The organism is Chitinophaga filiformis (assembly GCF_023100805.1).
Classification (GTDB): Bacteria; Bacteroidota; Bacteroidia; order Chitinophagales; family Chitinophagaceae; genus Chitinophaga; species Chitinophaga filiformis_B.
On record NZ_CP095855.1, the window covers coordinates 970,181 to 992,501 of the forward strand.

Consider the following 22,321-nt stretch of genomic DNA (forward strand, 5'->3'; position numbering starts at 1 on the left):
GCTTTATTGGATGTATATGAGAGTATTCAGGATCGTTTTGTTGGTCTGCCTGCCATTGCTGATGAAGCAGACTTCTTTTGCACAATATGGCCAGATCAAAAAATGGGCAGAGGAGGAATTACTGACCAACCCAGCCTTGCGGCAGGCACATACAGGTGTCTGCATTTATGAACCAGCCACCGGAAAATATTGGTACAGCTACCAGGACGATCACTATTTCACGCCTGCATCCAATACCAAGATATTTACCTTGTATACCGCCCTGCGCCTGCTGGGCGATTCTCTGCCTGCATTACGTTACCTGGAAACCGATTCTGTATTGTATGTAAAAGGTACTGCAGATCCGGCCTTCCTTCATCCGGATTACACGCTGCAACCTGCCTGGCAGTTAATGCAACAGACCTCCAAACGGATAACGATAGTGCCCGCCGTATCGGAGAATAAACGTTTCGGCAGTGGATGGGCATGGAGTGATTATCAGGACTACTACCAGCCGGAATTAAATGAATGGCCCATGTATGGCAACGTAGCCCACATCCGTCACCATGGCGATACCACAGTGATCTGGCCGCGTATGTTCAGCGACACCGCGCATTTTACCTTTCGCAGAAATGATACGCTGGAGGAGCTTCTCGCGGAAAGGGACGAACGGAGCAACCGCTTTTCCCTGACCTTTAACGGCAATGATAAAAGTGTACAGGAAACAGAAGTACCCTTCATAACAGGCCCCCTGGGCGATCTTGCTTACAGGCTGCAGGATACATTACATAAACCGGTTACAGTGCTGACAGATGGAACACCGATACCATCAACAGCTTTCACATTGTTGAAAGGCATCCCGGCAGACTCCCTGTTCCTGCCAATGATGCACAGAAGCGATAATTTCTTCGCAGAACAGACGCTGATGATGTGTGCTGCGCGACTTTGGGATACGATCAGCACCGCCCGCACCATCGATTTTATGCAGAAGAGCTACCTGGCCAATTTGCCCGATACGCCTAAGTGGGTGGATGGTTCCGGCCTGTCGAGATATAACCTGTTCTCTCCGCGGGACTTCGTAAGTGTATTGTCAGACATGTATAAGACCTATCCTTCTGAAAGGCTTTATGCCTTGTTCCCGACAGGGGGTAAAGGCACGCTGAAGAACTACTACAAGCAACAGTTCGTCCACGCCAAGACAGGTACCTTGTCGGGATGTGTGGCCCTAAGCGGCTATCTTGTTACGAAAAAGAATAAGACACTGGTATTCAGTGTATTGGTAAATAACCATAACAACAGCGCCTCCAATGTCAGAAGAACGGTAGAGCGTTTCCTGACCCAGGTCTGGGAAAAATACTAGCGGATCGTATACTGCTGCAGACGGATGGTATCAGTAGGAGAGGCGGTCTCTATGTAGCCTATTCCCAGCGCATAATAATACGTGGCAATGGTACCCACCGGGTATGCGGATTCTCCGGCCAGAACGGCGGCATCCTGCCGTACTACAATAACATTTTTATATTCCTTCCCCAACACGGTATGCGATACCTGCTGTCCGAGCATATGGTATTGCAGTAATCCCTTCTGTGCTACACCGGAAATAGTCACTGATACGGTGTCACTCCAGCTGCTTCCCTCGCTGTAATCATCGTGCAGGAACAACCTGTCTCCACCCTCCAGTTGATAATCCGGCAGGGATAGTGCCTGTTCGTACAGGAAGTAACTGCCGTTATCACAGCGGATGAACTGGTTGGAATAACCGTCAGTGACAACGGAATACACATGACCAAGGATGGTCGTATCGCCGGTTACCAGCAGCTCATATGCTGAAGTATCTCCGCTGCTGTTAGTGTATTGGTAGGTAAAAGAAGACCCGGTGGAGTAAGGCGCGTAACCGCAATGAAAGTTGGTGATATTGTCTTCAAGACTTTTCTCTTTACGGCAGGCATACATAGAAAATATGGCTAATGCTCCGACAAAAAACAGGGACCTATACAGCATAAAGGAACGAAATAGTTATAGAATGTATAGGGCAGATAGGATGGTAAGGCGGGCAAATGTAGTAAAAAAGAAACGGCAGCGTGAATGATAAATTATTGTGTTTAATACATAAAAAATCAGTTACACACCTGCAGCACAGGCGTGATCGTTCCACTACCCGCCTGTATGGTACTGATCGATGTTTTGTTGGTACGGTTGTCTGTCGCGGTGAAAGTGACGTTTGCGGGTTGGCCGCTGCACCGAAGCACCGTAACGCTGAAATTGCCATTGGTGATAGTGGCCGTATAGTTCCGGTAATCCACGTTTACGATCACCTTACCTGTTACCACATTGAAGCGATCGCAGTCTTTCGCCGTTCCGTTGATGGTCAGTGTCTGGCTTTCCGGAACAGTGACGCTCATATTGCTGATCTCTGCAGTGGTACTAAAGGGGCCAATCTCCTGCTGGTGGAGTACATTGGAACAATTGTCTGTTAGTGTCATGATCAGGGGCTGACCGGAAGCGACTTTACCATAGTACACGCCATCTGCATTGGTGAATCCATAGGCAGGAATGAAACCGTTTTTTGTGAGCAAGGTCACGCGGGTATCGGGCAGCGGGGCTGCCTGTTGATCCTGTACATGGACTGTGAGGGTAATTTGGGGAAAAGTGGTTGCGCACAACCAGAAACCCGTTTGGCTGGCAGTACCTGTATAGTCATTCCCTTCGCGGGTAGCCTGTCCTTCCTCTTTCCAGAAACCGGTAGCATCGTCGAAATGCCATAGCGATATCTGCTGGGGTGCGCCGGAAGTCAGTTCATTTGGTATCATGATCCGAAAGCTGACGGGCCTTGCCGGATCAGGATGCAGGGCAGCGCCTGCCGCATCTTCCATCGTGAAAACGATCATACTGAATGCCCGCAGGCCAGTTTGTTTGTTATTCTTGTCGATGCCGCGGAGGTCTCCCGGCATCTGGTCTGCCACTGCGCTGCCGTCGGGGTTGATGTAAATTGACCGGACGGTCATCGTTCCGTTGTAAGCGTCATTGTTAGCCGTCAGAGCGGCGCCGGCAGGAAAGGTAAGGGTGCCTTCCGGGAAGGGAATAAGATCGCCGGTAGCGGCACTGATCTTATTCTCGTTTTTAAGTAAGAGTTGTAACTGAACATATTGCGACTCGCCCTCACGTACCATGAGCGTTCTGTAGCTCCTGAAGTAGCCATACTTTTCTACGGTAACCACGGCTGCATCATCCAGCACCCGGATATCTTCCAGCTGGAAATGTCCGTCTTCATTGGTCGTGGCGATCTGGCCCCCGGAGGATATAAATGCATTCTGTACAGGCTGTAATTGTTCATTCAATACACGGCCCTCGATGCTGGTCTGCACTATCTGGGCAATTGAAGTGTTGTCGGGAGGTGCGCCTTCCTCAGAGAGCATTTTTTTACATCCACTTACTACGAGTAAGAACAACAGTGTTGGCAATAGCGGGGACAATCTTCGCAAGTACATATCTTCTGGGGATTGGGATTATGATCCGTCATAGTAAATATAGCACTTAAGCTGCTGATTTCCAAAGAAAAGGGGAAAGCCATCCGGCCTTCCCCTGGTGATTATCATGTAGTTGCATAAGTTTATACGCCGAGGCTCCAGCCCTGACGGTATGTTCTTTTTACAAACTGGTTGGCATCATCAAAGTTGGTGATCTTCATCTCTTTGCTATCCCACAGCAGCTTGATATAACGGCCCGGGAATGATGTTTTTCCATCCTTTTCTTTCTTGATATCAAAGCTTCTGATGGCCAGGTTCGCCATTAGCAGGGTTTCCGTAAGCGGGCCGGCAATAGAGAACGGAGAGCTGATCACTTTGTTCTTATCACTATTGAAACCGGCAATAGCTGCATTTACCCACTGCACATAGTGCCCTTCCGGTACGCGTGCAATAGTTTGCGGAACATTGGTCTGCTTGGTCTTGCTGGTTGGCAGCAACTGAGGATCCCTGCCATAGGTACCACACATCATCTTGCCTTTGTCGCCGATCAGGATAGCGCCATTACCACCGTCGCCCATTACTTCGTTAGGGCCCAGTTCTTCCGGACGTTCCGGTTGAATACCACCGTCCATCCAGTGGAGGGTGATCTCTTTACCGTTCTTGCCGTCAAACTTCAGGATCACGTGAGAGGACGGAGGGCAGCTTTCAGGGAAATAGCCACGTTTGAATTCATCCACATATACACTACCTACACTGCACTCTACTGATTTAGGATAGCCCAGGCCCAGTATGCGGAAAGGAGGTTCTATGATATGGCATCCCATGTCGCCCAATGCGCCGGTACCATAATCCCACCAGCCGCGCCAGTTAAATGGCACCAGTTTATCAATATAGTCTTTATAAGGTGCTGTACCCAGCCAGAGGTCCCAGTCGAGTTCTTTGGGTACTTCTGCCTTCATGCTGGACCATGGAATACCCTGAGGCCATACCGGGCGGTCTGTCCAGCAATATACCGTGTGTACGTCACCGATAAGACCGGCATTGTACCATTCCATCATCTGGCGTACGCCGTCGCCGGAAGCGCCCTGGTTACCCATCTGGGTTACCACCTTATGTTTCTTCGCGGCAGCGGTCAATGCGCGTGCCTCGTAGATGTCGTGGGTGAGCGGTTTCTGAACGTATACGTGTTTGCCCAGTTGCATGGCTGCCATGGCAGCAACGGCATGCTGGTGGTCGGGCGTGGACACCGTAACGGCGTCTATATTTTTGTGCTCTTTATCCAGCATTTCCCGGAAGTCCTTGTAGAATTTCGCTTTGGGAAAACGGGCAACGGAGGTGGCAGCCCTGCGGGTATCAACATCGCAGAGATAAGTGATGTCTGCCGGGCCTTTAGCGATTTCAGACAGATCGCTTTCGCCTTTACCACCCACACCTATACCGGCTACGCGTAAACGATCGCTGGGTGCAATAAAACCTTTACCTCCTAATACGTGACGTGGAACGATCATAAAGCCGGCCGCCGCCAGGGCGCCGTTCTTTAAGAATGATCTGCGGGATTCATGACTTCCCTGATTGTTTTTTTCCTGGACCATATGTAACAAAATTTACCGATCAATATAATAGAAATGAGAGAGAATGCCTGTTAAATAATGATGTACGGGGGATTGAGCTTTACTGGTCCCATGTCATGATCTTACTCCTGTCCTCCATTTTCACATAGAGCGGCAGCAGTTTTTCATCGTACGACAGTCCGTAATGTTGCAATACATCGGCGGGAACACCATCCCACTCATTCGGTGTATTGCCTTTATAACCAATATCTTTGATACCCATCTGGGTAGTGAAGAAGCCATTTGCTGTCAGGTCTCTCATCAGGCTGAAGAAGGCCGCACCCTGCACCATGTCTGGTTTTACCTGTTCAGGATAGGCTATCTGGTCTATCAGCTCCAGCTGTTGCTGCGGTGTACAATCTGTAAAGGCGTTGTTGTAACGTTTTGCACATTGCACATCGAGCCAGCGCAAGCCTCCGCGGAGCGGCAATTTGAACTGCGGCTGATCTTTGGCCATGAACTCAATGAACTCGGGTACCTTGGCTTCAGAGGCGCTGCCCGAATGTTCGTCGGCCGGAATGATAATATCTGCAAGTACCTTGATTGTTTTCATTTCTGCGGCGGTGAAGAATGTTTCCGCCATCAGGGCCGCGTCTCTTGCTGCTTCAGGTTCTGTACGGCCGTAGGAGGGCAGTTTACCTGCTCCGTCTTTTTCCTTCGCTGTTGTCTTTTTATCGTCACAGCCGGTCAGTATGGCGCCAACCGAAAGAGAGCCAATGGTCAACGCTTTGAGTGATTCCCTTCTGTCCATATGTTAAATGAGTTGAAGTTGTGTTAAATGTTTTGTTTCTTCATTTCGCCCATGATGTATTCTGATGCACGCAGCGATAAAGCCAGGATGGTCCAGGTAGGATTCTTGTCTGCCTGCGATACAAACGGACCACCATCTACGATGAACAGGTTCTTCACATCGTGCGCCTGGTTGTATTTATTGAGCACAGAGCGTTTTGGATCATCGCCCATACGGGTGGTGCCCACTTCATGGATGATCCTGCCGGGTGTTTCCAGTCCGTAGTTGGTTTCAGGACCAGGCTTGGTGCCCAGCGGAACGCCACCCATTTCATGGATGATCTGTTCAAAAGTATCCTGCATATGCTTCGCCTGTTTGACCTCATGTTCACTCCAGGTGTAATTGAAACGTAACACAGGGATACCCCATTTATCCACTACTTTCGGATCTATTTCACAGTAGTTGTCTTCGCGCGCTATACATTCCCCTCTGCCGGCAAAGCCAATGGTAGCGCCATAGAAACGGCGATAATCCTCTTTCAGCGATGCGCCGTAGCCTCCTGCCGGTTTGGTCTTACCGTCTTTACCCGGGTATTTCCCGTTGAAGCGTTCAACACCGGAGAAGCCGCCATAGGTAGGCATACGCATACCGCCGCCGAATTCTATATGATAACCGCGGGCAAAATCCAGTTTCTTATTGTCTTCCCACCATGGAATGTACACGTGCATACCACCCACGCCATCTTCATTGTATCGCTTGTGATCCATTAGTTTAGGCATGAATGCCGCACGGGAGGAACCGGTGGAATCGTGCAGGTATTTACCCACCACGCCGCTTGAATTGGCCAGCCCGTTGGGGTGTTGCGCCGATTTTGAGTTCAGCAGCAGGCGGGCAGATTCGCAGGCGCTGGCAGCCAGTATCACCACTCTTGCCCTCACTGTATATTCCTGGAGATCGGTTTTATCCACAAAGGAAATACCTGTGGCCTTACCTTCTTTGTCAGTGAGCACTTCGCGTGCCATGGCATTATCGTAAAGGTCTACATGTCCGCTTTTCATAGCAGGCTTCACCAGCACGGAAGAAGAGGAGAAGTCGGCGTATACCTGGCAGCCGCGGTTACATTGTCCGCAGAAGAAGCAGGCGCCGCGTTCTTTATTCACCGGGCGGGTCAGCATGGACATGCGTGCAGTGATGACCGGTATATTCAGTTTTGCACCCGCCTTTTGCAGCATCAGTTCGTGTAGCCTTGGTTTGGGCGGTGGCAGGAAATAGCCGTCCGGTTCATTGGGCATACCTTCCTTCGTGCCGAATACACCGATCATTTTATCGACACGGTCATAGTAAGGCGCCACATCTTCATAACTGATCGGCCAGTCATCGCCATGACCATCATAGCTTTTATGTTTGAAATCGCGCGGACCAAAGCGCAGGGAAATGCGTCCCCAATGATTGGTACGGCCGCCCACCATGCGGGAACGGAACCAGTCGAACTTGGTGCCGCCACTGGTGGTGTATGGTTCCCCTTCTATTTCCCAGCCGCCATAAGCGGCATCGAAATCACCAAAAGGGCGGGTCGTAGAAGCGCCTCTGCGGGGAGAGGCATCGGGCCATTTCAACTGTGTGATCTGTTGCGGGTCTGCCGGATCATATTTTGGCCCTGCTTCCAAAAGGGCTATTTTGAGTCCGGCCTCAGAGAGTATTTTAGCAGCCATACCGCCTCCTGCACCTGAGCCAACAATGCAAATGTCATAAACAGGTCCTTTCTGTTTGATCTGAAAAGCCATAATCGTGGATAATTTAATTGAGCTAAAGTGATTTTAAATCTATAAATTATTTTCAAAGGTTAATAGCAAAAAAGTATAAAAGGAAATTTATAAAATCATAGTAATGGAATATATAATAGGAGTGGATCTTGGAACAAGCAGCGCTAAAGTGATCGCAGTAAGGCAGGATGGGAAAGTGATGGCCCAGTCGCAGCAGGAATACCCGATTCACCAACCGGAGCCCGGTCATAGTGAGCAAGACCCGGATGTGATACTGGAAGCAGTAAAGAGTGGAATAAGAAGTGTGGCCACTATTATGAAAGATCCACCGGCGGCAGTGTCGTTCAGTACGGCCATGCACAGCGTTCTGGCTATGGATCAAGCGGGTAAGGCCCTGACCCCCCTGATCATCTGGGCAGATAACCGGAGTCAGCCAGTAGCCGACCGCTTACGGAAAACGCCTTTGTCGGCTACCCTGCACCAGCAGACGGGTACGCCTGTACACCCGATGTCGCCCTTATGTAAGATAATCTGGTGGAAGGAGCAGGCGCCAGATATTTTTCAGTCGGCAGCGCGTTTCATCGGTATCAAAGAGTATATCTTTTATCATTTCTTTGGCCGGTATATCACAGACCATTCCACAGCGTCAGCTACCGGCCTGTTTAATATTCATGAGCTGACATGGAACAAAGACTCGCTCGAAGCAGCCGGTATTACGGCCGCACAGTTGCCGGAGGCGGTGAGCAGCGATAGTATTATTGAGGGCTTACAGGAAAATGTGGCCCGGGACCTGGGCCTGCCTTTAGATACGCGCTTCGTAGCGGGGGCCAGCGACGGCTGCCTGGCGCAACTGGGCAGTAATGCATTGGATAAAGGACATGCTACCCTGACCATTGGCACCAGCGGCGCAGTGCGCATGGCTATTGACCGCCCGGTAACAGACCCGCAGGGAAGGTTATTCACTTATGTGCTTACGCCGGGTCATTTTGTAACAGGGGGCGCCATAAATAATGGGGGAGTGGTATTACAATGGTACCTGAATGCTTTCCTGCAAACAGTTTCCGACAGGCCCTTACAGGTAGACGCCGGTCTGCAACAGGCATTAAGCACTCCTCCGGGGGCAGAAGGGCTGTTATGCCTTCCGTACCTGCATGGAGAACGTGCGCCTGTGTGGGATGGGCATGCCAAGGGTGCTTTTATTGGCGTACAGCCACAGCATACTACCTGGCATTTCCTGCGTGCCTTACTGGAGGGAATGGCCTTCGGGTTGCTCAGCATCACAGAGGCCCTGGAGGAAACCGCGGGAAAAGTAGAGAAGATCTCTGTCAGCGGTGGGTTTACACACTCGCCGGAATGGGTGCAGTTGATGGCGGATGTTTTTCAGCGCCCGATGTACCTGCGTCATGAGAGTGACGCTTCTGCCCTGGGCGCCGCGCTGCTGGGCTTCCAGGCTTTAAAGGTTTCCACCAGTTTCACTGCCGTGGAGGAAGAAGTGTTCCCGCCGGCAGTGGAACATGCGGAAGTGTATAAAAATGCTTATGCTGTACATGGAAAGTTATATGCAGCCCTCAGGGATATATTCCCCGTTATCCAAACATCTTTGCCAGGTCAGTCAGCTTAAAGGAGATGTAGGTGTACTTGCCGCCCGGCGCCGCATTGGGCATTGAACAGGCGAACAGTTCATCAATGATGTTCTGCATCTCGCGGGTAGACAATGACTTACCGCTTGGAATGGCATTATTGCGGGCCATGGAACGTATCAGTTGTTCCCTGCGGGGCACCTTGAGCTCATGACTGAAGTTCTTGAACTGCTCCAGCAATCCTTCAATGCTTGCCTGCTCATTACCGCTCTGGATATCTGCCGGCGTACCTCTTACAACAAATGTATTGTTGCCGAAAGGCTCCAGGTCATATCCCAGCACCTGCAGGTCTGGCAGCATTTCTGTGAGCAGGGCTGCATCCGCAGGTGGTAAAGGCAGTGTTTGCGGAAACAGGCTTTGCTGTGTAGCCATAGGGCTTTCCTGTACGGCGCGCTGATAGCGTTCATACAGAATGCGTTCATGGGCTGCCTGCTGATCTATCAGGATAAAGCCTGATTTGATCTGTGAAAGGATGTATTGCTGATGTACCTGTACAGGTACTTTCTGGTCAATAGTGGTGTCCTGCCAGCGTTCGTCTATCATGGACGCTGCAGAGGGACGGTTCTCCACGGGAGCGGAGCTGGTAAAACGTGCTTCCTCCTGTATGCTGCCAATCGTATCATTTACAGGGGCTGCAACAGGTTTACCGATATCGTACAGGTCTTTCCAGTGTTTCAGGTTACTACTGCCGGTAGTATCGATGGTGTGCGCCTGGTTAGCCTGTGTAAAGCTTTTGTATAAGGAGGTGTTGACAGACTTGGCCTGCTGCTGCTCTGTGAAGGGTTTGCTTACGGCGTCCAGCTGCTGAATGCCGGGGTCCAGTTCAAAGTCCAGGGTAGGCGTAATATTAAACTGTGCCAGTGCATGTTTCACGGCAGATTGTATGAATGCATACATCACCTTCTCGTCGTCAAACTTGATCTCCTGTTTGGTAGGGTGTACATTGATATCCACATGGCCCGGATCCAGGTCAATGAACAATACATACAAAGGATAACTATCTGCCGGAATCATTTCTGCAAAAGCATTCATGATGGCATGGTGCAGGTAGGGGCTTTTAATAAAGCGGTTATTTACAAAGAAGAACTGATCGCCCCTTGTTTTTTTGGCTGTTTCCGGTTTGCCCACGAATCCATACACATCCATATAGTCGGTCGTTTCTTTTACAGAAACCAGCCGGGCATTGTAATGCTGACCAAGAATAGCGATGATGCGTTGTTTCAGCGAACCTTTTTCAAGGTAGAACAGCTGCTGTGTATTGCTGGTGAGGGTAAACTGGATCTGGGGGAATGCCATGGCTACGCGGATGAATTCATCCACGATATGCCTCATCTCGGCAGCATTGCTTTTCAGGAAGTTACGGCGTGCCGGTACGTTGAAGAACAGGTTCTTCATGGCGATGCTGGTGCCTTCTGCCGTCTGGCAGATCTCCTGTTTTTTTATCGCACTGTTGTCAATTTCTATATAGGTTCCAATTTCTGCACCACGCATGCGTGTTTTCAGTTCAACCTGTGAAACGGCGGCAATAGATGCCAGTGCTTCACCACGGAAACCCATAGTGCGGATGGAGAAAAGGTCGTCTATAGTCTGTATTTTGGAAGTAGCATGCCTTTCGAAGCACATGCGTGCATCCGTCTCACTCATTCCTTTCCCGTTATCGATCACTTGTACCAATTCTTTACCGGCATCCCGGATAATGAGCTGTATTTCCGACGCGCCCGCGTCCACGGCATTTTCCAACAGCTCTTTTACTGCTGAAGCAGGCCTTTGTATCACTTCTCCTGCTGCTATCTGATTGGCTATGTTGTCTGGTAATAGATTGATGATATCCGCCACTTATTATGTGCCTTTTGCTGTAAAGTTAGGAAAGTTTAATGTTTGATACCGACGATGGGGGTAAAGTGGGGGTAAAGAAGTATAGCAAACGATGTGCATATAAGCAGCAGTTGCTATAGAATTGTTAAATGAATGTTTGTACCCGCCTGCATCTGAACCGGAGCAGCCCGCAATTCGTACCTTTAATTGTAGTGTGGAAATATAACTTATTCACACGATAGTCTTGTTAATAAGACGTTAATCATAAATTATTTCAATCATGAAGTGGAGGAATCTGATAATTTTGAGCCTTTCCATCTTAGTCAGCAACTGCACCTACTCTCAACAGGAGCCAAAAAATAAGCATATGGAAGACCAGAAAAAGAGTGATGTATACTCAAGAACGGATACCAGCAAAGTAAGTCTCACCAACGATGAATGGAGAGAGCGCTTATCGCCGGAAGTATACAATATTGCACGTGAAAAAGGCACCGAATATGCATTTACGGGTAAATACTGGAACAGTAAAGAATCAGGTACTTATTATTGCGCCGCCTGCGGCAACCCGCTGTTTGTGTCAGACGCCAAGTTTGAAAGCAGCTGCGGATGGCCGAGTTTCTTTGAGCCTGTTACCAAGGGAAGTGTAATTTATGCGCCCGACAATACACATGGCATGCACCGTACCGAAGTAATGTGCGGCCGCTGTAAGGCACACCTCGGACATGTATTTGATGATGGCCCTCCGCCCACAGGTTTGCGGTATTGTATCAATTCAGTGATACTCGACTTTGAAAAGGCGAAAGAGGCCGATAAAAATTTTAAGGGGAAACATTAATGAGTAAATGCCTGATTGCGGATATGCCTTTGAAAAGCAGTATAACGTAATCAGGCATTCCGACTAGGAAAGATAAGACTGTAACTCGTTGACGTAAGATGTTGGCTCAAATTCGATGATCTCATAAAGTGCCAGCTGGTACTTGTCCAGCGGATCTTCGCTGATAATCGCTTCCACTTCCTTGCGACTTGAAGCTTTACAAATAATCAACCCTCCGGATTTTGGCTTGCGGCGTCCCGCCAGAATAAATTGCCCGCTCTTATAAAACTTCTCCAGAAAAGCTCTATGCTGCTCCATATAATGCTCGATGGCAGCTACCGGACGGATGTATTGTAAAAGGATTAAGTACATAACAGCGCTTCAATAATAGGATTTATAATCATGTTGACCTCTTTGCACAAAGGTATAAAACTATTGCAGCTTTTATTTTTATAATAATAACGTAGAAATGAATGTTTTAACGCCATATTCCCGTATATACCCGGCGAAAACGTCCCAGACGCTAATATATAAATAAAATCATTAATTTATAGTACGACTCTATAAGGTAGTAAACGAAAAAGAGAGTATTTTAGCGTCCTATTCACTCATTATTAATTTTGATCCCCTTATTATGAGAAAAATGTTTTCAAAGGTGTTACTAGCTATATCGGCTATAGCTATGCTTCTTACCTCCTGCTCCAAGATGCCGGAGCAAAGCAAATATATTCCCAAAACAGCCAGCCTCGTTCTCAGCGTAAATAGCAAACAGATCAGCAAGAAATTGATTACCAATGGTATTACAATGGACAAACTCTTTGCTGCTGTACAAGAGAAAGACAGCGCCAGCGAAGCGCAGAAGTTCTGGAAAGATATCGAAAACTCCGGACTGGACCTGCAGGCCAATTCCTTTGTGTCCGTGGTGTACAGCAAGAATCAGTCCTACGTTACCCTGACCGGCGGACTGAAAGACGCTGCCAAGTTCGAGGAGTATCTGAAAAAGAATGTCAGCAACTTCTCCCTGCAAACGAAGTCTGACTTCAAATACATCCTGGAAGACAAACAGGAAGCGGTAATTGCCTGGAATAAGGGAACCGTGATCTACCTGAAAGGGATAGAGGGAGATGCTATGAAGAAAGCATTGCCTCCAACCGGCCTGCCAACGCCTGATACTGATTCCGATGAGGAGTCTTCCGACTCTAACAACGCCCAGCCTGCCAGCCTTGTAACAGCAGCTGCTGACGACATGCAGACCTGGGTTACCGAAGTTGATCACCTGTTCCACCTGAAAAAAGATGAAACTGCCGGTTCAATCGAAGCGTTCAATGATCTGTTGAAAAACAATGCTGACCTGAGCGTATACATCAATCCTGAGCCGATCTACAACGCCCAGGCTGCCATGATGCCCGCTAATCTGAAGACATTACTGGCAGGTTGCTATTATACCGGCGCCGTTAATTTCGAAAAAGGTAAGGTCCTGGTAGACGGTATCTCTTATGTAGGTAAAGACCTCGCAGGCATCTACAAGAAATATGGCAACATGGAAGCCGACCTGGATATGCTGGAGAAATATCCTTCACAGAATATCACCGGCTTTGTTGTATACGGTTTTGACTTCCGCATGATCGGCGACATCGTGAAAAGCACCGGCCTGGATGGTCTGGCCAACATGGGCCTGCAGAGTTCCGGCCTGACCCTGGACGATATCCTGAACGCCTTTAAAGGACAGCTGGTATTTGTAGCGTCCGACTTCCAGGTAAAGAAAAAGCCAAGCCTCTACATTGAGGGAGATTCTACCACCACACCGGAATCTAAATGGGTGTTCGCGATGAAAGTAGGCGATAAGGCTGCTTTTGATAAGGTAATGTCTTCCCCTATGCTGAAAGGCTTCTTTACCAAACAGGGCGATACTTATGTACTGACACAGAACATGCCCGGTATGCCGGCCATTTCTATTACCGACAAACTGGTAACAAGTGCATCCGACTCTGCATTGCTGCAGGAATACCTGGCGGGTAAAGGCAAAGCCGGTGGCCTGGACAATAGCTTCGTAAGCAAGATCAAAGGCAACCCCATGGGTGCTTATGTGAACTTCGAAAAGATCGTGAACAACATTCCTGATGAAGAGATCCCTGCAGACGGTAAGCCACTGGCCGGTAAGTTCAAGAACCTCCTGAAAGATATGACTGCATTAAGTAGCTCTTTCGACGGTAAAACCCAGCATTCCGAAATAGTGCTGAACTTCAAGAACGAAACAGAAAACAGCCTGGTGCAATTAGTGAACCTCGGTACAGAGACTGCAAAATATCTCGAGGAGAAGAAAAAGGCAGATGCCGCTAAAGAGACAGCTGCTGTTGCGGCCGATTCTGCTGCTGCAGCGGTAGAAGCAGCTCCTGCAGAAGAAGGGAAACACTAATATCAATAACATATTGAATGAGAATGTCCATGGGGGTACAACTGCCATGGACATTTTTCATTTGGAAAAAGCTCTATATTGAGAGATCATTTTGAAGAACACCTTTACATGCAGATACAGTTAGATAACCTGGTGCCCGTTCCTTTGCGCGATAAGATCCTGCAGCGTTCGTCCGATATCTGGAACAGGCCCGTCGCATTTACCCCCGGTAGTTTCATTAAAATAAAAGCCCCCTCCGGAACCGGCAAGACAACCCTTGTCCACTACCTGTACCACATCAGAACAGACTATACAGGGCAGGTGCTGGTGAATGGCCAGCCATGGGCAGCCTATTCAAAAGGCGCTATTGCCGGTATGCGGCAGGAACAGGTCAGTGTGATCTTTCAGGACCTGCGCATTTTTGAACAGCTGACTGCTTTGGAAAACATCGAACTGAAAAGGGTGATGAATGCCCAGCCATATTGCAGCGCTGAGAAGGTGAAGGAAATGGCCGCCCGGCTGAATGTTACCCATGTACTGAACCAGAGCGGGAGAACGCTTTCCTATGGCGAACGCCAGCGTATCGCCATTATCCGCGCGCTGGTGCAACCCTTTCAGTGGCTGATCATGGACGAGCCCTTCAGCCATCTTGATGAAGACAATGCAAATCGCGCTGCCCAGCTGATCGCGGAAGAATGTAAAGCCCGCAAGGCCGGGTTCATTTTAACAGACCTGGACAACGATACCAGGTTTGCATATGACACACACTATAACTTATGATGCCATCCTTCTACCAGCTACTTAAAAAGATCATACAGACGGGCATCGGCAAGGGCCGCCTGGTCATGGCTGCCGTCGGGCTGGGTATTGCCATGATACTCCTGCTCATCGCAATCCAGGTGCATACTGACTTTGACCAGCTGCTGCACAACCAGCAGAATGCCAATGAAAGTGCAGACTTCCTGATCATCAATAAGAAGATCACCAATGCCATGATGGGGCAGAATGCCAAAAGTGAATTCACCCCTGCGGAAATAACAGATCTGCAGAAACAGCCATTTACAGAAGCTTTCGGCTTTATTACTTCCAATCAGTATAAGGTGACCGCCGCCGCGCCGGGAGAGCTGCATTTCTATACAGACATGTTTTTCGAATCCGTGCCCGATTCATTCATTGACGTGAAAAATGAAGAATGGAAATGGACGCCCGCTGATAACACCATCCCAATCATCCTGCCCAACGACTTTCTGAACCTCTACAATTTCGGATTTGCCCTGAGCCAGGACCTGCCACAGATCTCGCAGGAAACCGTGAAGGCATTGCCAATGAAGATCACGATCTCCCAGGGATTGATGACGCAGGAATTTACGGGACGTATCGTCGGGTTCTCTGACCGTATTTCCTCCTTCCTCGTGCCCGGCAGCTTTATGGACTGGGCCAATAGCAAGTTTGGCAGCGGACAGGCTACTGCGCCTTCCCGTGTGATCATCAAAACAAAAGATCCTTCCGATCCTCTACTGGCCAAATACCTGGAAGAGAAAGGGTATACCACCAACCAGGATAAGATCAAATACAGCAAGACAAAGCTGATCGTGCAGACCATCGTATCTGTTATAGGCTTCTTTGGAATTATCCTGCTTGTGTTTGCGCTGCTGGTGTTCAGCATGTTCATCCAGCTGGTGATCGCCAGCTGTAAAAAGGAGATACAACTGCTGGTAACGCTGGGCACAGCGCCCGGCCAGTTGCAACGTTACCTGATGCGTCAGTTTGTTCCCCTGTATATTGCTATTGGAGCAGCAGCGCTGCTGCTGGTGACGGCATTGCAATGGTGGGCTGCTGTAAAACTGGCGGCCCATGACATGTTCATTTCCAGGTGGATTGCAGTGGGTACTGGCTGCGCAGCGCTGCTGGTACTGGTGCTGGTGTATATTGTGAACAGGATCAATGTCAGGAAATATATCAACGCTATCAGCTGATAACATTGTTTTACACACTTAAAATATACTGAGATGTTTGTACACGTCGTAAATTTCTGGCTGAAGCCAGGTCTTTCAGAGGCTGATATCAAAAAGTTTGAAGAAGGCGTACAATCGCTGAAGGCGATCGAATCACTGGTAATGTTCAACGTAGGTAAGCCTGCAGCTACTGACCGTCCGGTAATAGACAAGAGTTACAGCTATTGTGAACTGACCGTATTCAATGATGAAGCAGGACACGATGTATACCAGCAACATCCTATACACCTGGCCTTTGTGGAAAATTGCAAACACCTGTGGGAGAAGGTGCTGATCTACGATTCGGAAACGATCTAAGCAACTAAAGCTATTACTGCACCAGTGTTGAGGCTTACATTACAACGGTCCTATCGCCGTATGTAAGTCTGAGCACTGGTTTTTTATTTTAATTGACCATCTCTTTTTCATGTGGCATAACGAACGTTTCCTTCACACGTTCCGACCTTATCAGGTAGGGTATCCAGATAGCCGCGGCTATGAACGACTGCACAAGCTGTTTCACGCCTTCTGTTTCCCAGCTTTTCTTTTCAAAGATATAATTGCAGGCAAGATTATCTATCAGGTTAAAGGTAAAATTGAAGGCCAGGAAGACGATCATTGCCTTTGGAAAGGTGTCCCTTTTTTTATAGAAAAGCGATACAAGCAGCAGGCTGAATATCAGCATGCCGATCTCGCTGGCCAGCTCGGTGACCAGCAACAATTGAAGAATGGAAACATTGTGCGTGGCATTGGTCGACTTATCTAATTGCAGCCACATATTGTTGCTGAATATCGATGCTTTTATCAGTCCGTTGAAGATATTTAAGGGACTGATAAATACGCCTATAGCCATTATCACCAGCCATCCGCCTATCTGCGGCGGATAGGCATAAGTCCCGGCCGGCTGTAAAGATACCTTGCTGAAGCGGAGGGCATATTGTGTAAATACGGCGGCAAAGAATATTGCCAGGCCGATGACCAGCCAGTTCAATCCCTGTGAGGGGCCATCTCCCGGTGCACCATCGTCTGTGTCCAGGTAGAAGTAATACCCCAGGAAGCCGTCGATCCGTTTCCTTTCCTTGATATAAGTGCTGATAAAGCTGGCCGGGATATGGTCCTGGTAAGTCTCAAAGGTGTAGTGCATCGTCACCACATTGTTCCTTACGGATGGCACAAAATGGATGGCGTAGTAGTCGTTCCTGATATGCAGCTCTTCCTCGTCTATCGGCCCCGCAGAAGGCATCTCTACAGTGATGGTATAGTCCAGTGAGAACGGATAACGCAATTGCAGGGGGGCTGCCTTGCGATCTTCTTCCGCATATTCCGGCAAGGCATCTCTCAGGAGATTAGCCTTCATGTTGAAATTGATCCGCTGATCCTTTGTGCTGTCAGTCTTCCACGGAGATTGCAGGATATAACTTTCCTTGAGGATGATCCGGTTACTGTCAGGAATATCTGTTACCTGCAGCGGAGAATCGGGCGTAACACTGCCGTAGGCATTTTTATAATAGTTGAGGAAGGTATTTTCATTATCCTTCCTGCTGCTGTTGGCCAGCCCGTCCCGCTGATCGTCTGCATATTGCATGGTGAATATAGAAGTAACAGTCAGCGAGCCTTTGTCCTTACGGTCGGAAGGCAGCAGGAAATGTTCATGAATGATGGTTTTGCCCTTGCCTGTATTGGTAACGGGCGTGAAGCTGTTCTTTCCCACAGGGTCAATAACAAGGCCCTGCTGGTAATCGGGTACGGTCAGCATGGAGAGGTTGCCCCGCTGATAGCTGATGGTAGGGTCTATCCAGTATTCCCGTCCCTCCAGTTTTGCATAAACAATAGCGTGATTGAAGAGGTCCGGCGCCGGCAGATAATCCACCACATGGCCCCTGGTATAGGTATCCACATAGGCCATATTGGCATAGATGCCATTGGCTTTGAGGAGAGTGGCCAGCAGCAGCGATTTATCCTTACAGTCGCCAAAACGCTGTAGCAATATTTTGTCGGGCGTATTAGGCCGATGGGAGTATTCGCCCATCTCAATACCCATATAACGGATATCATCCTGCACGAAGCGGATAGCCTTGAGCATGTATTTCTCCTTGTTATTGCCCGCTTCCCGTTTGAACTCGGTTATCTTGGCTTTCAGGGCAGGGCCGGGAGCTGGTACCATGTTCACCCGGTCTCCCCACTGGATCACCTGTTGCCAGTCTTTGTATTCTGTGGCCTGTACAAAGGGAAAGTTGTCAAACCAGGTAGGCGTATCATCTACCGCTTCCATGGATGGTAAGTTGGTCATTTCCCATTTATATACCTGCATGCCGTTCACCATCTGCCTGTCGGGCATAGGTGCGGTGTTGAAGGTTTTAAACCGGATCTCCCGGTTGGGGGATGCAATAATGCTTTTATGAAAATTCACCACCGGGTTAGAGAATGCCAGGTAAAAAAGGCTGGTGAACTTATGTTCGAAGATGGGATTATTTCCTTCTATCGTATAGGCAAACTCGATCTGATCTCCCTTCCGCACATCTTCCAGGATGAAGTACGCGGTATAGAGGCCGCTGTATATAAAGCGGGACAGATCGTCTTCCTGTTGCAGTATTTTGAACTTCGATGCCTGTAGCTGGTTGATCACCTTCCCGTTGCGCCGGATGAGGATCTTATGGAAGTGCAGCTTTTCGTACACCGGATCATAGTCGACCGTTATTTCAGCGCCGTTCTGAATACCGGCTTCCGATACGATCTGCCTGATCATATGGTGGTATACGGCAGATTGTTCTACGTGTTGCTGTTCTTCAAACAGCAGTATATAATACCCGTTACTTACGTCGCGGGCGTCAGGCACCTGTTTCAGGTCGGGCTGATAAGGTACCAGCCAGGCCGGCGCCGGTGTAATGGAAAAGTTTTTTTGCTGAGCATTGGCCCCCGCAGAGAAACAACAGACAATTAACGCAATGAGCAGCAATATCCGGTGCATAGGAATAAAAAGGCAATTAGTTATTTTCTGTCGTCAGCGCATACACTGCAAAAGATGCCAGCCAGTGTTCGCCGGCATAGTCGCCGCTGGCAACATGCGGAATGGCAGACTCCAGGTGCAGGTTAGCCAGCTGCAGAATGGCGGCCCGGTTTTCGGTAACATGGCGTGCAATGCCGTACAGGCACCAGGCCCGGCTCAGGTTCAGGCCATGCAGGTGTACCAGTTTGCCATCTGTTACATCTTTTACCTGTGCTACTTTGAACACAGTTATTGTTTTAGCAAACAGTTCTGGCAGGAATGCTTTGATCCATGTCTGGTATTCTTTTGCCGGCAGGATGCGCCACATCAGGTCTGCTTCTTCCAGGCAGGGAGAGAGGAAGTCGTAACCGCCGGGCTCCCAGGCAGCAGGACAGTTCCTGTCGGCCGCATAGAAACGCATAGCCGCCTGGCGGATAGCCTGCTGCAGGGCAGTGTCATTCGCGGTAGCGGCATAGTCCCATGCCAGCGAGAGCCCGAATGCCAGGTTGGTATGTTCGCCTACACGGATAGGGTAGACCAGTTTGCCAAGGAAGTCAATGTAAGCTTTGGAGAACTGGGATGCCAGTGGTTGTACATTGGTGGCCAGTTGCCTGCCCAGGGGATCATTCCAGGTCAGGAGCTCTCTTTGCAGTTGTAAAAGCCAGCTCCATCCGTAGATGCGTTCAAAGCTCTTATTCTCCTTGTTCTGAAACAGCTGCTGTTCCTGCGCAATGTTGGCCGCGGTCAGGTTCTGGGACAGCTTGGTGATGATCTCCTGTTTCTTTGCCAGATCAGGGAATGATTTCAGCAGGCGCACCAGCATCCAGTGGCCATGTACGCTGCTATGCCAGTCAAAACAACCATAAAAGGCCGGATGATAGGCTTTCGGAGCGGTAACAAGGGATGAGTCTGAGAAGACAATCCCGGTCTTATAAGGGAATTCCTGCTGCATGCAGCGCAGGGGCAATTCCGCAAGATGCGTTGCGCCTGCCGGCGTAAGATCCAGCAGACCGCTGCTTTTGCGGGTATAATAGGCCTGTTGTGCAGATGCAGATGACATCAGGAAACCGGTTACAAGGGATATCAGAATAAATGTTTTCTTCACTGCTAGCGATTGAATAACAGTTTAACATAGAAGGAGGGTTTGGCCAGTTTTTTACGCAGGTCTACCTCATAGAACATGCAGGACAACAGTTCCTGCAGTTGCTTGTTACGGCTGCTTACCTTCATAAGGGTATTGAACAGCCATGGATATCTGATCAGCTTCTGCAAGCGATGGCTCAATTTCAGCTCAGGTCCCATTACGCGGTATACCTCAGCGTCGTAAGCCGCCAGTTGTTCAGCGGAAAAGTTGTTGGCTTTGAGGGCATCTGCCGCTTTTAAGGCAGCGATGCGCCCGGAGTAAAGACCATTACCGATACCTTCACCGGTGAAAGGATCAATGAGATAGGCAGCGTCTCCTGCCAGCATATAACGCTCGCCGGAAATGACCCTTACCTTGCTGCCCAGCGGCAGACCGTAGCCTTCAATGCTGCTGACCAGTTCTGCGTTTTTGAAACGTTCTTTAAACACAGGGTCATTGGCGATGATGTCGAGCATGGCCTTCTTCAGGTTCATCTTCTTCCTGCGCACCGCCTCACTGAGCACACCTACGCCAACATTGGCTTCTCCGTTTGGCAGGGGGAAGATCCAGAAATAGCCCGGCAGGAGCTCTTTCAGGAAGTGCAGTTCTATGAAATTGTCGGGGTTATTGCCGCTGACATTTTTATAATAAGCGCGGATGCCGGCTACATAATGTTTCGGCTCCATGGTAATATTGGCTACATCCTTTGTAAAGGAAGAGTGAGCGCCATTGGCAATGATGAGCAATTGGGCCTTTACCTGGAAACCTTTGCTGCCGGTTACGATGTAACCGTCTTCCTTCAGTTCGTACTTTTCCACAGTAACGCCTTCCAGCAGTTTGATCTCCGGTCTGCGTTTAACCTCTTCTACCAGGAAATTATCAAAGTCCAGGCGTTTACATACGTAGCCAATAGGCGTTTCTTTATGGCCCTGGTTATTGCTGTTATAGTCGGGGCGGTAACCTACATCCAGGCTATGCCTGCCGGGAGACACGAAAGTGACGCCCCAACTGTTAACCTTGAAATTGGCTTCCTTGAGCCGGGTTGCAATGGCAGGATCGATACGGTTCAGCGCAGTGATCACTTTTCCGCTAAGGCCATCTCCACACACTTTGTCCCTCGGGAAAACAGCCTTGTCCACGATGATACATTCAATACCGAGTTGCGCCAGCTGAAGGGCTGCAGCAGCTCCCGCAGGGCCGGCACCAACAATACATACTTTAGTTTCCAACATCCTGTACATTTAAGCTGTTAAGATAAAGAAAAGAGGAATATATTCGCGGCCTAAAATCAACTAACCATGTTCGGAGATCTATTTGGAAAACTGCAGGAAGCGCAGTCTAAAATGAAAGAAAGTAAAGAACGCCTGGCCCTGATCACTGTTGACGGCGAGGCCGGAGATGGTGCGGTAAAGGTTGTGGTGACAGGAAACCGGGAGGTAAAAAGTATTGATATCGCAGAACGCCTGCTCGAAAAAGACAATAAGGAAGAGCTGGAAGACCTGCTGATCACAGCACTGAACCGGGCTCTGAAAAACGCAGAGAATGCCTGGGAATCTGAAATGAAAGGAATTGCCGGTGGTATGCTGGGACCCTTAGGCGGATTGTTTTAAACAGCAATGCTGCTCCCTTGCAGCTGAATGACTTAAATTGCGTGGACTGTATGCCAACCTAGCTCAGCCGGTAGAGCAACAGTTTCGTAAATTGTAGGTCATGGGTTCGAATCCCATGGTTGGCTCCATAGCAACATCATTGAACCACTGGTAATATTTATTGCCAGTGGTTTTTTTTTGCCCGGGAAGCGTCTTCGCAGCGCATCTGCATACAACTTATAAAGTCTCAATGCCTGAGGCGCCGAAACTGATCTTTGGATCTAATGACAGCGAAAACTGGTAGAAATTCTAACCTATACGAATCGGGGATAAGATAAATCGTATTTATTCCCAATCATTTATAAAACAAGTATTTTATATAATCCTTGTAAGGCCGCTGCTATACTGCTTTACCG

At 49.0% G+C, this 22,321-nt stretch carries 18 protein-coding genes and 1 tRNA gene; 9 read left to right on the forward strand and 10 right to left on the reverse strand.

The window, feature by feature from the left end:
* The first annotated feature begins 16 nt into the window (after positions 1–16).
* On the forward strand, positions 17–1,339 hold the full coding sequence (locus tag MYF79_RS04055) for a D-alanyl-D-alanine carboxypeptidase/D-alanyl-D-alanine-endopeptidase (RefSeq protein ID WP_247812676.1): 1,323 nt from the start codon (positions 17–19) through the stop codon (positions 1,337–1,339).
* On the opposite strand, the gene MYF79_RS04060 is transcribed toward MYF79_RS04055, so the two are convergent.
* The 5 genes from MYF79_RS04060 to MYF79_RS04080 all read right to left on the reverse strand — a co-directional run bounded on the left by MYF79_RS04060 (position 1,336) and on the right by MYF79_RS04080 (position 7,570).
* The gene (locus MYF79_RS04060; protein ID WP_247812677.1) at positions 1,336–1,932 is read right to left on the reverse strand and encodes a hypothetical protein; all 597 of its coding nucleotides are present in this window, start codon (positions 1,930–1,932) and stop codon (positions 1,336–1,338) included. The genes MYF79_RS04055 and MYF79_RS04060 overlap by 4 nt on opposite strands.
* A 164-nt stretch (positions 1,933–2,096) precedes the next feature.
* On the reverse strand, positions 2,097–3,467 hold the full coding sequence (locus MYF79_RS04065) for a carboxypeptidase-like regulatory domain-containing protein (protein ID WP_247812678.1): 1,371 nt from the start codon (positions 3,465–3,467) through the stop codon (positions 2,097–2,099).
* A gap of 122 nt (positions 3,468–3,589) precedes the next feature.
* The gene (locus tag MYF79_RS04070) at positions 3,590–5,038 is read right to left on the reverse strand and encodes a Gfo/Idh/MocA family protein (RefSeq protein WP_247812679.1); all 1,449 of its coding nucleotides are present in this window, start codon (positions 5,036–5,038) and stop codon (positions 3,590–3,592) included.
* 79 nt (positions 5,039–5,117) lie between these two features.
* Positions 5,118–5,807, reverse strand: coding sequence for a gluconate 2-dehydrogenase subunit 3 family protein (locus tag MYF79_RS04075; RefSeq protein WP_247812680.1), 690 nt, complete (start codon positions 5,805–5,807; stop codon positions 5,118–5,120).
* A gap of 23 nt (positions 5,808–5,830) precedes the next feature.
* Entirely contained in the window at positions 5,831–7,570 is a 1,740-nt protein-coding gene (locus MYF79_RS04080; RefSeq protein WP_247812681.1) for a GMC family oxidoreductase, read from the reverse strand.
* A 103-nt stretch (positions 7,571–7,673) separates the two neighbouring features.
* On the opposite strand from MYF79_RS04080, the gene MYF79_RS04085 reads away from it, so the two are divergent.
* The gene (locus tag MYF79_RS04085) at positions 7,674–9,170 is read left to right on the forward strand and encodes a gluconokinase (protein WP_247812682.1); all 1,497 of its coding nucleotides are present in this window, start codon (positions 7,674–7,676) and stop codon (positions 9,168–9,170) included.
* Here MYF79_RS04085 and mutL read toward each other — a convergent pair.
* Complete coding sequence (gene mutL, locus MYF79_RS04090) at positions 9,136–11,025, reverse strand: DNA mismatch repair endonuclease MutL (RefSeq protein WP_247812683.1); 1,890 nt, start codon at positions 11,023–11,025, stop codon at positions 9,136–9,138. The genes MYF79_RS04085 and mutL overlap by 35 nt on opposite strands.
* A gap of 346 nt (positions 11,026–11,371) precedes the next feature.
* Between mutL and msrB the strand changes: the two genes are divergently transcribed.
* Positions 11,372–11,839, forward strand: coding sequence for a peptide-methionine (R)-S-oxide reductase MsrB (gene msrB / locus MYF79_RS04095; protein ID WP_247812684.1), 468 nt, complete (start codon positions 11,372–11,374; stop codon positions 11,837–11,839).
* Positions 11,840–11,902: 63 nt separating this feature from the next.
* On the opposite strand, the gene MYF79_RS04100 is transcribed toward msrB, so the two are convergent.
* The gene (locus MYF79_RS04100) at positions 11,903–12,190 is read right to left on the reverse strand and encodes a YciI family protein (RefSeq protein ID WP_199654467.1); all 288 of its coding nucleotides are present in this window, start codon (positions 12,188–12,190) and stop codon (positions 11,903–11,905) included.
* A gap of 262 nt (positions 12,191–12,452) precedes the next feature.
* Here MYF79_RS04100 and MYF79_RS04105 point away from each other — a divergent pair, with 262 nt between their 5' ends.
* The 4 genes from MYF79_RS04105 (at position 12,453) to MYF79_RS04120 (ending at position 16,525) form a co-directional block, all read left to right on the forward strand.
* Positions 12,453–14,234 carry a DUF4836 family protein gene (locus MYF79_RS04105; RefSeq protein WP_247812685.1) on the forward strand — a complete coding sequence of 594 codons (1,782 nt, stop codon included), beginning with the start codon at positions 12,453–12,455 and terminating at the stop codon, positions 14,232–14,234.
* A 108-nt stretch (positions 14,235–14,342) separates the two neighbouring features.
* The gene (locus tag MYF79_RS04110) at positions 14,343–14,993 is read left to right on the forward strand and encodes an ATP-binding cassette domain-containing protein (protein WP_247812686.1); all 651 of its coding nucleotides are present in this window, start codon (positions 14,343–14,345) and stop codon (positions 14,991–14,993) included.
* Positions 14,990–16,189: a hypothetical protein gene (locus tag MYF79_RS04115; protein WP_247812687.1), complete on the forward strand. Its 1,200-nt coding sequence runs from the start codon at positions 14,990–14,992 to the stop codon at positions 16,187–16,189. Before MYF79_RS04110 ends, MYF79_RS04115 begins: the two co-directional genes overlap by 4 nt.
* Before the next feature lie 33 nt (positions 16,190–16,222).
* Positions 16,223–16,525, forward strand: coding sequence for a Dabb family protein (locus tag MYF79_RS04120; protein ID WP_199654471.1), 303 nt, complete (start codon positions 16,223–16,225; stop codon positions 16,523–16,525).
* Between the two features lie 88 nt (positions 16,526–16,613).
* On the opposite strand, the gene MYF79_RS04125 is transcribed toward MYF79_RS04120, so the two are convergent.
* From MYF79_RS04125 to MYF79_RS04135, 3 genes are read right to left on the reverse strand one after another with little or no spacing between them, the layout of a single operon-like run.
* Positions 16,614–19,175, reverse strand: coding sequence for a DUF3857 domain-containing protein (locus MYF79_RS04125; protein WP_247812688.1), 2,562 nt, complete (start codon positions 19,173–19,175; stop codon positions 16,614–16,616).
* 16 nt (positions 19,176–19,191) lie between these two features.
* The gene (locus MYF79_RS04130) at positions 19,192–20,298 is read right to left on the reverse strand and encodes a DUF2891 domain-containing protein (RefSeq protein WP_247812689.1); all 1,107 of its coding nucleotides are present in this window, start codon (positions 20,296–20,298) and stop codon (positions 19,192–19,194) included.
* Positions 20,299–20,300: 2 nt separating this feature from the next.
* Positions 20,301–21,548, reverse strand: coding sequence for an NAD(P)/FAD-dependent oxidoreductase (locus MYF79_RS04135; protein WP_247812690.1), 1,248 nt, complete (start codon positions 21,546–21,548; stop codon positions 20,301–20,303).
* Between the two features lie 66 nt (positions 21,549–21,614).
* Here MYF79_RS04135 and MYF79_RS04140 point away from each other — a divergent pair, with 66 nt between their 5' ends.
* Positions 21,615–21,926: a YbaB/EbfC family nucleoid-associated protein gene (locus MYF79_RS04140; protein WP_199654475.1), complete on the forward strand. Its 312-nt coding sequence runs from the start codon at positions 21,615–21,617 to the stop codon at positions 21,924–21,926.
* Positions 21,927–21,978: 52 nt separating this feature from the next.
* Positions 21,979–22,054 (forward strand) — tRNA-Thr (locus tag MYF79_RS04145).
* The last annotated feature ends 267 nt before the right edge of the window (positions 22,055–22,321 follow it).

Coding starts and splice junctions, on each gene's coding strand:
- MYF79_RS04055 (WP_247812676.1), top strand. CDS start 17: ATGAGAGTATTCAGGATCGTTTTGTTGGTCTGCCTGCCATTGCTGATG.
- MYF79_RS04060 (WP_247812677.1), bottom strand. CDS start 1,932: ATGTATGCCTGCCGTAAAGAGAAAAGTCTTGAAGACAATATCACCAAC.
- MYF79_RS04065 (WP_247812678.1), bottom strand. CDS start 3,467: ATGTACTTGCGAAGATTGTCCCCGCTATTGCCAACACTGTTGTTCTTA.
- MYF79_RS04070 (WP_247812679.1), bottom strand. CDS start 5,038: ATGGTCCAGGAAAAAAACAATCAGGGAAGTCATGAATCCCGCAGATCA.
- MYF79_RS04075 (WP_247812680.1), bottom strand. CDS start 5,807: ATGGACAGAAGGGAATCACTCAAAGCGTTGACCATTGGCTCTCTTTCG.
- MYF79_RS04080 (WP_247812681.1), bottom strand. CDS start 7,570: ATGGCTTTTCAGATCAAACAGAAAGGACCTGTTTATGACATTTGCATT.
- MYF79_RS04085 (WP_247812682.1), top strand. CDS start 7,674: ATGGAATATATAATAGGAGTGGATCTTGGAACAAGCAGCGCTAAAGTG.
- msrB (WP_247812684.1), top strand. CDS start 11,372: ATGGAAGACCAGAAAAAGAGTGATGTATACTCAAGAACGGATACCAGC.
- MYF79_RS04100 (WP_199654467.1), bottom strand. CDS start 12,190: ATGTACTTAATCCTTTTACAATACATCCGTCCGGTAGCTGCCATCGAG.
- MYF79_RS04105 (WP_247812685.1), top strand. CDS start 12,453: ATGAGAAAAATGTTTTCAAAGGTGTTACTAGCTATATCGGCTATAGCT.
- MYF79_RS04110 (WP_247812686.1), top strand. CDS start 14,343: ATGCAGATACAGTTAGATAACCTGGTGCCCGTTCCTTTGCGCGATAAG.
- MYF79_RS04115 (WP_247812687.1), top strand. CDS start 14,990: ATGATGCCATCCTTCTACCAGCTACTTAAAAAGATCATACAGACGGGC.
- MYF79_RS04120 (WP_199654471.1), top strand. CDS start 16,223: ATGTTTGTACACGTCGTAAATTTCTGGCTGAAGCCAGGTCTTTCAGAG.
- MYF79_RS04125 (WP_247812688.1), bottom strand. CDS start 19,175: ATGCACCGGATATTGCTGCTCATTGCGTTAATTGTCTGTTGTTTCTCT.
- MYF79_RS04135 (WP_247812690.1), bottom strand. CDS start 21,548: ATGTTGGAAACTAAAGTATGTATTGTTGGTGCCGGCCCTGCGGGAGCT.
- MYF79_RS04140 (WP_199654475.1), top strand. CDS start 21,615: ATGTTCGGAGATCTATTTGGAAAACTGCAGGAAGCGCAGTCTAAAATG.